This is a genomic window from Paratissierella segnis, assembly GCF_014385195.1.
In the GTDB taxonomy this organism is placed as follows: Bacteria; Bacillota; Clostridia; order Tissierellales; family Tissierellaceae; genus Paratissierella; species Paratissierella segnis.
This window is the reverse complement of record NZ_JACRTG010000030.1, coordinates 113914-127105: the sequence shown is the minus strand read 5'-3', so window position 1 is coordinate 127105 and position 13192 is coordinate 113914. Positions and strand designations below refer to the sequence as shown.

Below are 13192 nucleotides of genomic sequence, written 5' to 3'. Positions count from 1 at the left end.
AGCTGATATAGCATATAAGCTGGGGATAACCCTGTGGATAATGTGCATAACTTGTTGATTTAGTGTGGATTAGATTTTAAGTTAGCTTCATCCAATCTTCATAAAGTCGATTTAGATTGTTTTCAATATCTTCCCTTATCCTACTTAGTTCGACAATTTTCTCATGATCCTCATAGATTTCCGGCTTACATAATTCATTGTCTATATTTTTTAATTCTTTTTCAGATTCGGCGATTTTTCCTTCTAATTCTGATATTTTTTTCTTTCTATTTCTTTCTTCTGCTATAATTTCCTTTTCCTTTTTTCTTTCAAGTTTTATTTGAGTTTTGGTCTTGTTGTTTTCTTCATCTTCTTCATAAAAAGTTTCATTTTTCTTTTCCAAATAGTAATCATAATTTCCTAAAAATTCGTTGATGCCTTCTTCAGTCAATTCCAAGATTTTATTAGTGACTCTATTTAGAAAATATCTATCATGGGATATGACAAACAAAGTGCCTTCATAATCCAATAGTGCATCCTCCAAGACTTCTTTGGAATCTATATCAAGATGATTTGTAGGTTCATCCATCAGCAGGAAATTGGCTTGAGACAGTATTAGCTTTATTAGGGCAACTCTTGCCTTTTCGCCGCCGCTTAAATCATTAATTTCTTTAAAAATATCATCACCGATAAACAAAAATTGGCTCAATATGGTTCTAATATCAAAATAATCTAAACTAGGATTCTCATCCCATATTTCATCGATAATCGTTTTATCAAAATTAAGTTTTGTCATTTCTTGGTCAAAATAACCGGGGACTACATGATGACCTATTACTATATTTCCATTATCCCTTGAAAGAGTTCCGAGTATTATTTTGAAAAGCGTTGTTTTGCCAATGCCATTTGGACCTATAAGTCCTACCCTCTCACCTCTATATATGTTAAAGTTTATATCATTTAATAATTCAAAATTTCCAAATGATTTTTTTATTTCTTCTACGCGTAGGACATCTCTGCCGGATTTTATTTTTGGCTCAAATCTTATCCTAGTCTTTTTTGAAGTAATTTGTTTGTTAATTACTTTCATTTTATCAAGGAGTTTTTGTCGGCTTTGTGCTTGTTTTATATAACGAGAGCCTCCGTAATTCATAAATCTAGTTATGATTTCCTCTTGTCGTTTAATCTCCTTTTGCTGATCTTCATATTTTTTCTTTAAAAGATCCAAATCCCTTTTTCTTTGAGTCATGAATTTTGTATAATTTGTATTGTATATAGTTAAATTTTTATTTTCTAAATGAAAGATTCTATTAACTATATTATCTAGGAAATATCTATCATGGGATATAATAAGGGTTGCTCCTCTATATTCCTTTAAAAATCTTTCTAACCAAGATATAGCATCTATATCTAAATGATTGGTAGGCTCGTCCAATAACAAAAGGTTCGGCTTTGTAAGTAAAAGTTTAGCCAAGGATAGCCTTGATTTTTGTCCACCGCTCAGTATATTAACATCCTTATCCATGTCATCGTCGCTAAATCCTACTCCTTTTAATATTCCTTTAATCTCTGATTTATACCCATAGCCATTCAAATTTGAGAATTCTTCTGAAAGGGAACCATATTCATCCATGAGAGAATTGAGGATATTGGAGTCCCCTTTATTTCCCTCTATGGATATTTTTTGTTCCAAAACTCTTAAATTTTCCTCCATATCTATAAGGTATTGAAATACTTCTAAACACTCTTGAAACACCGTATTATCACTTGTTATATTTACGTGTTGTTTTAGATATCCTATTTTTAAATCCCTTTGAACATATATTTCTCCTGAATCCTTATTCAATTCACCGGACAATATATTAAAAAGAGTTGTTTTACCTGCTCCATTAAGACCAATAACACCTATTTTGTCTCCTTCTTCTACATTAAAACTTATATTTTCAAATATTGTATCAACAACATATGATTTCATTAAATTGCTGCATGAAAGAATTGGCATTGTTTCATCTCCTAATTACTGAAAATCCTACATACACTGTCATTTCTACTGAGAACTAATAAATGGTGGACTTGTTACAGTGTATAGAATTTTATATAATATGTTTATTGTATCAAAAATAACACTCCATTTAAAGTGGAGTGTTATGATTTGAAATCCAATTCCATTGACATTGATGATAAAACTTTGTCAATTAATCCTAGGTTACACAATCCTTTTTCATTGTAATGAGCACATTTTATGCAGCTATCATGTTTGTCGCTTACACTGTTTGTTAGATTGTGTTCATCAATGGACTCTACCAAATATTTGTCACAATAAAGCGGAATTTTTCTAAGTTGTTCTGCACTTGCCATTAAAAGACCTCCTAAAGTTATTTTATAATGAATAGGAAAGCTCTACTTTAATCAAAATAATAAAAGAACTTTCTGTTAATGAGTTTCTTATAATAATATAATTCCCGACTATAAATTATTTATTATAATTTTTTTAAAGTGTAGATTCCTTTGTGAATTACAATACTGTATCGATATTATTAAAAAAGTGTATTGACACTGCTAAAAGTATCATGATACAATATATATAATAATAAAATGTATATATAGGAGGATGAATGTGAATAATAAAGTGTCTGAGTTGAACAGCAAAATTAAAGGCGGAGTTATAATGGACGTAATCAATGCAGAGCAAGCTAAAATTGCAGAGAATGCAGGTGCAGCAGCGGTTATGGCATTGGAAAGAGTTCCTGCCGATATACGGAAATATGGCGGAGTAGCTAGGATGTCCGACCCAAAATTAATCGAAGAAATACTGAAGGAAGTGTCTATTCCCGTAATGGCAAAAGTAAGAATTGGCCATTTTGTCGAAGCACAAATCATTGAAGAACTAGGGGTACACTATATTGATGAAAGTGAAGTGCTTACACAGGCTGATGATAGTTTTCATATTGATAAAAAGGATTTCAGCGTTCCCTTTGTATGCGGTGCAAGGAATTTAGGTGAAGCTCTTAGAAGAATTGGTGAAGGAGCATCCATGATCAGAACGAAAGGTGAGGCAGGAACTGGGAATGTAATAGAGGCTGTAAGGCATATGAGAGTTATCATGTCTGAAATCAGAAGATTACAAAATATGCCTAAGGAAGAATTGATGACAGCCGCAAAAGAAATGGGAGCGCCTTATGATTTAGTGGTTGATGTTGCAAAAAAAGGCAATTTGCCTGTTTTGAATTTTGCTGCAGGTGGAATAGCAACTCCTGCTGATGCAGCTCTTATGATGCAATTAGGATGTGACGGAGTATTTGTGGGCTCAGGAATCTTTAAATCGGGAAATCCCGAAAAAAGAGCCAGAGCAATTGTGGAAGCAGTAAAAAATTATGATAATCCTAAAGTCCTATTAGAGGTTTCACGTGATTTAGGTGAAGCCATGGTAGGTATTGAAATAAGCAAAATACCTGATGAAGAACTTTTTGCAAATAGATAAACAAAATATACTTATTGCCACCTCCATGTATAAATTGACAGGAAAATAACTAAATGTTATAATAAATGCAACTAACTTAAACAAACTAGGCGGTTTTATATTATGTATTTATTAAACCGTGAAGCAATCTTGGGTTAATGATTGCGATTGTGTTTTAATATTTAGAAAATAGAAAGTTTTGAGGTGGTGATAAGCAGATGGAAAAGGATTTACAAGTATCAATAACCGTTATAAGAAGATTGCCTAAATATCATAGGTATTTAACTGAGTTATTAGAAAAGGGAATCAGAAAGATTTCATCCCAAGAGTTGAGCAATTTAACGGGATTTACAGCTTCTCAAATTAGGCAGGACTTAAATAACTTTGGGGGATTTGGGCAACAAGGCTATGGATATAATGTAGAGGATTTGCATAGGGAATTAGGTAAAATCCTAGGACTGGATAAAAAATATAATGCAATAATAGTTGGTGCCGGTAATTTAGGGCAGGCTATTGCAAATTATAAAGGTTTTGAGGATGCGGGATTTAAAATATTGAGCTTATTTGACAGGAATCCGAGAATGATAGGATTAAAAATTAGGGATATTGAAGTTCTGGACGTTGAAACTATAAAAGATTATATTGCAAATCACAAGGTAGAAATAGGGATAATCACTACTCCAAAGGAATCAGCTCAAATAATAGCACAGATATATATAGAATCCGGAATTAAAGGTATATGGAACTTCGCTCCAGTAGACTTGGTACACCCGGACAATATAGTAGTAGAAAATGTTAGGCTAAATGATAGCTTGTTTATACTCTCTTATTTCTTAAATCAATTTGATAATAAATAGTATAAGATTATAGCATACCTATGGGCAGTATTGACTGGCAATAATAGGTATGCTATAATTTTTAATAATGAAAGGATTTGTGAAAGGATCCTTTTTTAATGAACAATAGGAGGTAATTGTTTTGGCAAAAGAGATTCTTAACCCATTGGAAAGTGCACAAAAGCAAATTAAAATGGCTTGTGATTCTTTAGGATTGGACAAGGCTGTATATGAATTGCTTAAAGAACCGCAAAGAGTAATCGAGCTATCAATCCCGGTCAAAATGGATGATGGAACAGTAAAAGTTTTTAAAGGTTACAGATCTGTCCACAATGACGCAATAGGACCAGGGAAGGGAGGCGTAAGATTTCATCCTGCTGTAAATTTAGATGAGGTAAAAGCATTATCCGTTTGGATGACTTTTAAATGCTGTGTTACCGGGATTCCTTATGGCGGAGCAAAAGGTGGCATTACAGTTGATCCGCAAACGTTATCAAAGGCAGAATTGGAAAGATTGTCCAGAGGTTATATAGATGGATTACATAAGTATTTAGGTGAAAAAATTGATGTACCGGCACCTGATGTAAATACAAATGGACAAATAATGGCATGGATGGTTGATGAGTATATCAAATTAACCGGAAAAAATGAAATTGGAGTTATAACAGGTAAACCTGTTGAATGGGGCGGCTCTAAGGGAAGGAATGAAGCTACAGGATTTGGAGTTGCTGTTATTGCAAGAGAATTTGCCAAAAAGCATGGAATAGACCTAAAAGGTGCAAAAGTTGCAATACAGGGTTTTGGAAATGTTGGAAGTTTTACAGTCAAGAATGTTCAAGAGCATGGAGCAAAAATAGTAGCAGTTGCAGAATGGACACCGAATTATGGTACTTATGCAATCTATAATAAAGACGGATTAGATTTTGCAGATTTATATGATTATTTCTATAAGAAAGGAAACAGAAACTTCTTAGAGTATCCTAAAGGAGAGCTAATAAGCTTAGATGATTTCTGGAAGTTGGATGTAGATATACTTATACCTGCAGCCATGGAGAATGCAATTACAGAAGAAGTTGCGGAGAAAATAAATGCAAAAATGATATGTGAAGCGGCAAATGGTCCTATAACTCCTGATGCAGATGAAGCACTGGAAAGAAGAGGAATACCGGTATCGCCTGACATATTAACAAACTCGGGAGGAGTTACAGTCTCATATTTTGAATGGGTGCAAAATTTGTACGGCTACTATTGGACAGAAAGTGACGTAGTAGAAAAACAAGAAATTGCAATGATAGATGCATTTAAAGATATATGGAAGATAAAAGAAGAACACGATGTTACCATGAGAAAAGCAGCCTACATGCATTCGGTAAAAAAGGTTGCAGAGGTAATGAAATTAAGAGGATGGTACTAATTAGGAGCTGGTCGAAAGACCAGCTTTTTTCTTTTAATTTATTCTTTTAATAAAAAATTTCCAATAAATTGCAGTAATATATATATTGTATACGTTAATATAAATGAAGCAGTATGTTCAATTTACCAGTTACTATTTATATGAACAAACATATAAAATGGAGAAGGGTATACCACCATTTGGTAAAGATTTAAATAATTGGGAGGAAGTTTAATATATGAATAGAAAGAAAAAAGTATTAATTATTCTAGTGGTTTTAATTGCTGTATTAGGGATTTCGGGTGTAAATATGGCAATTAAAAATAAAAAACCTAATGGGGTTGTGGTGCAAACTACACCTATAGTAAGAGAGGACATAGAATCTCACATCCTTACTACAGGAACAATATTTTCAATGGATAAGAGGGATATCATATCGGATGTGGAAGAAAAAATTGAAAAAATATATGTTCAAGAAGGGGATAAAGTTGAAAAAGATCAAATATTAATGAAATTGGAAGACTCGGATATTCTTTATAGAATAAAGGATTCGAAGTTAAGGCTTGAAATAGAAAAAGAAGGTTTAAAAAAATTAGAAAATGAAGGGACAAAAGAGTTTGAAATTCAATTGTCCAATGCAAAGATTAGATATGAAGATGCCAAAAATACATATGAGAGAAATATTAAGTTGTATGATGAAGGTATAATCAACAAGGTAGAATTTGACAAATCAAAGGATGATGTAGATCAGCTTTACAATGATTTTTTATTAGCTGAAGAAAAATTAAAAAATTCTAACCCTGAAAATGAAATAATTATTCAAAAGCAAAAAATAGAGTTAGCAAAGATAGAAACAGAGAAATTGGAAAAGGAATTAGAAAAATATACTATAAAAAGCCCTATATCAGGGACTATTGTAGATACCAATATTTCTGAAAGCGGAATAGTACAATCTCATGTAGCATTGATGTCGATCCAAGATTTAGAACACTTAGAAATCATAGTGGATATTAACGAATATGATGCAAGCAAAATTAAAGAAGGAGATTCCGTGAAGATTACAGGAGATTCGTTTGAAGATAGAGTATATGAAGGGAAAGTAAAATATGTAGGCTCCATCGCAAAGACATTGGAGCAAATACAAAGTAAAGAAAATGTAGTGGAAATAAAAATAGCCATTAAAGACAATGATGAATTTTTAAAACCTGGTTTTTCAGCAAAGATAGATATTTTAACACAGAAGAAAGCAGATGCCTTATCTCTTCCTTATGAGGCTATATTTACTAAAAAAGACGGAGAGAAGGTCATATTTACTGTAAGCGATGACGGTATTGTAAAGGAGAATACAATAAAAACCGGTATAGGAAGTGATTTTTCCATAGAAGTAATAGGAGATATAAAAGAAGGAAATTCTGTAATTATGAATCCCACAGAAGGAATAAAAGACGGAAGTCAGGTTATAGTGGACAAGGTGATGTAATATGATAAAAATAGAAAATTTAAGCAAGATATATAATACTGGAATTGTAAGTGTGGAGGCCTTAAAAAATATTAATTTATCAATAGAAGAAAGAGAATTTGTATCCATCATGGGTCCTTCCGGATCGGGGAAATCCACTTTGATGAATATACTTGGGTGCTTAGATAAACCTACAGAAGGAATTTATGAATTAGATGGCGAGAGTGTTCAAGATATGAGCGACGATGAGCTTGCCGAGATTCGAAACAAGAAGATAGGTTTTATATTTCAATCATTCAATTTGATTCCACGTGTTAACGCCTTGAAGAACGTGGAACTTCCTATGATTTATGCAGGTGTTTCTGCCAACCAGAGAAAGGAAAGAGCTATAAATGCTTTGCAGAAAGTAGGGTTAGAGGAAAGAATGCATCATAATCCCAATGAACTCTCAGGCGGACAAAAACAGAGAGTTGCTATTGCCAGATCTTTAGTCAATAATCCAAGTTTAATCTTTGCTGATGAGCCTACCGGCAACTTGGACACAAAATCCGGTAATGAGGTCATGAGCATATTTCAGCAGCTTAATGCGGAAGGTGTAACGATTATAATGGTTACTCATGAGTTTGACATAGCAATGCATACAAAAAGAATGATTGTATGCAGGGATGGTAAGATTATAGAGGATAAGCCTGTTGAAAATCAGATTATCATCAAAAAACAGGAGGTAAGTCTATGAATTTACTTGAGAGTATAAAGGTATCATTGAGTGCAATATTTTCAAATAAAATGCGTTCACTCCTTACCATGTTAGGCATTATCATAGGAATATCCTCGGTTATTACCATAGTCGCGTTAGGGGAAAGCAGCCAAAAGGTGATCGACGAACAATTTGAAGCATTTGGCGCGGGATTTGCTTATTTTTCAATTAACTGGAGAGAAAATTATACAATCAGAGACTTACTTACTTCCGACGATATTGATGTGCTAAAAAGTACTTTCTCGGATGAAATAGAAGCTATTGTGCCCTCTATATATGAAAGAGGAACAGTAAAATCCAAAAGTCAAAAGATAGATGCAGGAATTTATGGCGGGGATGAAAATTATATCAAAATTGAAAAGGTGGATATGATTGAAGGCAGATATCTATCAGACGAAGATGTAAAAGGGAAAAGACAAGTTTGTATTATAGACAAGGAAATGGCATTAGAGATATTTGGTAGAAGCAATGTATTAGGAGAGAGTTTGGATATAGAGATTGGTGGAAGTCCAATATCTTTAGTTATTATTGGAACATATGAAAAACCAAAAACTACACTTCAAGCTATGGGAGGAGAAACCATTGGAAATGTTTTTGTTCCCTATACTACCTTAGAAAGAATAACAGGTAATGGAGGTTTTTATTCTGAGTTTGAGATGAGTATGGGAAAGGAAACGGATATAGATAGTCTCACTCAAAAGATAATTCGTTTAATTGAGAAAAGGCATGGAAACGAGGGAGAGAATAAATATATGGTTCAAACGGCTGAAGCAGAATTAGAATCGATAAACAAAGTTACCGGGGTTGTAACTTTGGTAATTGGAGCTATAGCAGCTATTTCCCTTTTGGTAGGAGGAATAGGAGTTATGAATATAATGTTCGTTTCTGTTACAGAACGTACTAGGGAGATTGGAATAAGAAAAGCTATAGGAGCTAAACGGAAGGACATATTACTGCAATTTTTGGTAGAATCTGTGATTATATCCGGAATAGGCGGCATAATTGGGACTATAGTTGGACTCAGCTTATCCTTTGTCGTTTCTAGTATCATAAGAATACCACCAAGTTTTTCTATTGAAACTGTTATAATAGCATGGCTTTTTTCAGCAGGAGTTGGTGTTTTCTTTGGTATTTATCCTGCAAATAAAGCTTCAAAATTGAATCCTATTGATGCCTTAAGATATGAATAATAAGTGAAAAGTCAGTCGAGAGATTGGCTTTTTGTTTGTTATTTTGGATAAACGTTTTCTTTTATCGGATATACTAATATTTTTTTACATATTATAATTTACTTATAAAGAGTTATATAATTTATAATAATGGAGGTCAGAAAATGTTCAATAAGAAAACGGTTTCTAAAGCGTTGATAATTATGCTGCTATTAAGTACTGTATTGACTGGCTGTTCAAGCAATGAAGGAAAAGAACCGGATAATAGTAAAGTATCAGCCGACGATAATAATATTTTAGTGGTATATACTGCTCGCAGTGAAAGCTTAAACAACGCTGTAATACCTAATTTTGAGAAGGATACAGGTATAAAAGTGGAAATGATTGTAGCCGGTACAGGAGAGCTGTTGAAGAGGGTAGAATCAGAAAAGAACAACCCTATGGGAGATATCTTATGGGCCGCTGATGAGACGATGCTTGCCTCAAAGAAGGATTTATTTATGGAGTATGTTTCTCCGGAAGATGAAAACATGATAGAGCAATTTAGGAATAAATCAGGGTTTTTCTCACCTGCATTTGCCGACCCTACAGTATTTATAGTAAATAAAAATTTGATCGGCGACATAAAAATGGAAGGATTTGAAGATTTGTTAAATCCTGAATTAAAGGGAAAGATTGCATTCGGAGATCCTGCAAATTCAAGTTCTGCATTTCAATCCCTTGCTGCAATGCTGTATGCAATGGGAGACGGAGATCCAATGTCGGATAAAGCATGGGATTTTGTTGATAAATTCATAGCTAATTTGGATGGTAAAATGTCTACAAGTTCAGGACAACTTCATAAAAGTGTAGCTGATGGTGAATATCCTGTAGGCTTAACATGGGAAGACCCGGTTGTAAATTACATTAAAAACGGAGCACCTGTAGAAGTTGTATTTCCAAAAGAGGGAGCCATATTCCCTGGAGAATCCGTTCAGATTATAAAAGGGGCAAAGAATGAAGAAAATGCTAAAAAATTCGTCGACTATATGTTATCGGAAAAGATACAAAACTTGGTAGGCGGAGAATTGACAGTAAGACCATTGAGAAAAGATGCCAAACTTGCTTCATATATGGTTCCTACCGATGATATAGTTTTGGTTAAACTATATGATGAAGGATGGGTTTCGGCAAATAAAGATGCAATCACTACTAAGTTTAATGAGCATTTAGAGAAATCACTAAATTAATTAGGACATAAGTCGATACTGAATTATATAATGGTAGCTTATATTTAATCAATTTTATCTATAGCTACCATATATTTTTTTAAGTTCTGTATAAGGAATTTTAACAGATAGGAGGATTAAGTGTGAGTGTATCAATAGACATAGAAAATGTTGTAAAACGATATGGGGATAAGACAATTATTGACGGCTTGTCTTTAATGGTTAGTCCCGGTGAGTTTTTCACTCTATTGGGGCCATCGGGATGTGGAAAAACAACTTTATTAAGAATGATTATAGGTTTTAATACAATTGAGGGCGGAGAAATAAAAATTAATGGCAATGTTATAAATAACATTCCGGTTAATAAAAGAAATATGGGTATGGTATTTCAAAATTATGCAATTTTTCCCCATATGTCTGTAAAAGAAAATGTAGCTTTTGGATTAAAAAATAGGGGATTAAGTAAACAAGAAATTGAGGACAAGATTAAGGAAATATTGGATATTGTAAAAATCGATGAGTATAAAGACAGAATGCCTGATAAATTATCAGGGGGTCAGCAGCAGAGGGTTGCTTTAGCAAGGGCTATTGTGATACACCCTCAAGTTTTATTGATGGATGAGCCACTGTCAAATCTTGATGCTAAATTAAGAGTTGAGATGAGAAATGCAATTAAAAATATTCAGCAACAAGTTGGAATAACTACAGTATATGTAACCCATGATCAAGAAGAAGCTTTAGCGGTTTCAGATAGAATTGCTGTTATGCATGAAGGCAAGATTCAACAAATTGGGACTCCGAGGCAAGTATTTGAAAGGCCCTTGAACGTATTCGTTTCAAATTTTATAGGGGTTTCAAATATACTTGAGGCTAACATTGAGACAAATGGAGGGGAAAGGAATATAAACTTTGACAATAATTATATTGTAAAAATGGATAATTTAAGGGATGATATCAAAGATGATTTAAAAGTATTGGTATCAGTGCGACCTCATGAATTTATCATTAGTAAAAATGAAGAAGGCATCAAAGGAATAATTAAAGGGAGTATGTTTTTAGGCTTAAATACTCATTACTTTGTGGCATTGGAAGATGGTAAAGAGATAGAAGTAATTCAAAATTCAGATCTAAGCGATATTATACCAAATGGTACTAGAATAAATTTAGAAGTAAAACCCAATAAAATAAATGTCTTTGATTGTAATAGTCAAAAAACTTTGATTCAAGTAGGTGAAAAGCATGAATATGCCAGCTAAAAATAAATTTAATATATGGAATATTTTGGCACTAATCATACTATCATTTTTTCTACTTTTCACAGTATACCCATTGTTTTTAGTACTTAAAAAAAGCATAGTAGATCCAAATACAGGGGCATTTACACTTAGCTATTTAACCAAATTTTTTACCAATAAATTTTACTGGGTTACTTTGATAAACAGTTTTAAGGTCACAATAGTTGTTACCCTATTGTCTGTAGCATTGGGCCTTCCGATTGCATATTTAATGAGGAAGATAAAAATATTTGGAAATAAGATTGTAGAAACTCTGATAATAATTTCATATCTATCCCCTCCATTTATTGGGGCTTATGCTTGGATTCAACTGTTGGGAAGAAATGGAGTGTTAACAAAGTTTATAAATTCAATATTTAAATTACAATTCAACGGGATATATGGATTTCCGGGAATTGTTTTGGTTTTGACACTGCAATCATTTCCTCTGGTTTATATGTACATATCCGGAGCCTTAAAAAATCTTGATAATTCATTGGATGAGGCGGCTGAAAGCCTAGGATATACCAGCCTTGAAAGAGTATTTAAGATCATAATTCCATTGGTAATGCCTACGGTTCTCGCCAGCTGTATATTAGTGTTTATGAGGGTAATTGCAGATTTTGGTACTCCGATGCTTATTGGGGAAGGCTTCAAAACTATGCCTGTTCTAATATATAATCAATTTATGAGTGAAGTTGGAGGAGATGATGGGTTTGCCGCAGCTTTATGTGTAATTATAATTGCATTAACAATATTATTGTTTTTAATTCAGCGATTTGTAGCAAATCATTATTCTTATTCTATGACGGCATTAAAACCTATGATGCCGCAAAAAGAAAAGGGTATAAAGAATATTTTCGCTCATCTATTTGTTTATCTTACTGTTTTGTTGGCAATATTACCGCAAATTGTAGTAATTTATACTTCATTTTTAAAAAATAGAGGAGGACAGGTATTTATTAAGGGGTTTTCACTAGATAGTTATAGGGCTACTTTATTGGCTAAAGACAATTCTATAATACCTAATACCTATAAACTGGGATTGGCTGCAATTTTAATTATTATTGTACTTGGAATATTGATTTCCTATCTAACCGTTAGGAAAAGAAATTCCTTAACATCAACTTTAGATACTATTACAATGTTTCCGTTTATAATTCCCGGTTCAGTTTTAGGGATAGCCTTTTTATTTGCTTTTAATCAAAAACCTCTTCTTTTAAGTGGAACAGCTATAATAATGATAATAGCATTTGCAATAAGAAGGATGCCGTATACAATTCGTTCAAGTACAGCTATTATCAGTCAAATTAGTCCCAGTATTGAGGAGGCGGCAATTAGTTTGGGAGCATCTGAAACAAGGGCATTTACTAGGGTGATTGTTCCTATGATGATGCCGGGTGTCATTGCAGGTGCTATAATGAGTTGGGTAACTGTAATAAGTGAATTAAGCTCTTCAATAATTCTTTATACCAATAAAACGCAGACTTTAACTGTTGCTATATATACGGAGGTAATTCGGGGAAATTATGGGAATGCTGCAGCTTATTCAACGGTTTTAACCCTTACATCAATAGTCTCGTTGCTTTTATTCTATAAATTGACCGGTAAAAAAGAAATAGGTGTATAATATAAACAAGACTTTTTTGTCTTGTTT

Annotated in this window: 11 protein-coding genes; 9 read left to right on the top strand and 2 right to left on the bottom strand. The window is 33.2% G+C overall.

Going from position 1 to position 13192, the window contains the following annotated elements; all coding sequences use genetic code 11:
* Positions 1-76: 76 nt before the first annotated feature.
* A complete protein-coding gene (gene abc-f / locus H8707_RS13115) occupies positions 77-1981 on the bottom strand; it encodes a ribosomal protection-like ABC-F family protein (protein WP_262430597.1) in 1905 nt (634 codons plus the stop codon).
* A 143-nt stretch (positions 1982-2124) separates the two neighbouring features.
* Positions 2125-2337, bottom strand: a complete 213-nt coding sequence (locus H8707_RS13110; protein ID WP_262430596.1) for a hypothetical protein — start codon at positions 2335-2337, stop codon at positions 2125-2127.
* 253 nt (positions 2338-2590) lie between these two features.
* Here H8707_RS13110 and pdxS point away from each other — a divergent pair, with 253 nt between their 5' ends.
* From pdxS to H8707_RS13065, 9 genes are all read left to right on the top strand, one after another.
* On the top strand, positions 2591-3460 hold the full coding sequence (gene pdxS / locus H8707_RS13105) for a pyridoxal 5'-phosphate synthase lyase subunit PdxS (RefSeq protein WP_394354672.1): 870 nt from the start codon (positions 2591-2593) through the stop codon (positions 3458-3460).
* A 197-nt stretch (positions 3461-3657) separates the two neighbouring features.
* Positions 3658-4296, top strand: a complete 639-nt coding sequence (locus H8707_RS13100; RefSeq protein WP_262430594.1) for a redox-sensing transcriptional repressor Rex — start codon at positions 3658-3660, stop codon at positions 4294-4296.
* A 172-nt stretch (positions 4297-4468) separates the two neighbouring features.
* A complete protein-coding gene (locus H8707_RS13095) occupies positions 4469-5689 on the top strand; it encodes a Glu/Leu/Phe/Val family dehydrogenase (RefSeq protein WP_316699688.1) in 1221 nt (406 codons plus the stop codon).
* Between the two features lie 217 nt (positions 5690-5906).
* Complete coding sequence (locus tag H8707_RS13090; RefSeq protein ID WP_262430592.1) at positions 5907-7148, top strand: efflux RND transporter periplasmic adaptor subunit; 1242 nt, start codon at positions 5907-5909, stop codon at positions 7146-7148.
* A 1-nt stretch (position 7149) separates the two neighbouring features.
* Positions 7150-7863, top strand: a complete 714-nt coding sequence (locus H8707_RS13085) for an ABC transporter ATP-binding protein (RefSeq protein ID WP_262430591.1) — start codon at positions 7150-7152, stop codon at positions 7861-7863.
* Positions 7860-9074, top strand: a complete 1215-nt coding sequence (locus tag H8707_RS13080) for an ABC transporter permease (RefSeq protein ID WP_262430590.1) — start codon at positions 7860-7862, stop codon at positions 9072-9074. The genes H8707_RS13085 and H8707_RS13080 overlap by 4 nt, the downstream gene beginning before the upstream one ends.
* Before the next feature lie 143 nt (positions 9075-9217).
* Positions 9218-10282, top strand: coding sequence for an extracellular solute-binding protein (locus H8707_RS13075; protein ID WP_262430589.1), 1065 nt, complete (start codon positions 9218-9220; stop codon positions 10280-10282).
* A gap of 122 nt (positions 10283-10404) precedes the next feature.
* Positions 10405-11517, top strand: coding sequence for an ABC transporter ATP-binding protein (locus H8707_RS13070; RefSeq protein ID WP_262430588.1), 1113 nt, complete (start codon positions 10405-10407; stop codon positions 11515-11517).
* Positions 11501-13165: an ABC transporter permease gene (locus H8707_RS13065; RefSeq protein ID WP_262430587.1), complete on the top strand. Its 1665-nt coding sequence runs from the start codon at positions 11501-11503 to the stop codon at positions 13163-13165. Before H8707_RS13070 ends, H8707_RS13065 begins: the two co-directional genes overlap by 17 nt.
* The last annotated feature ends 27 nt before the right edge of the window (positions 13166-13192 follow it).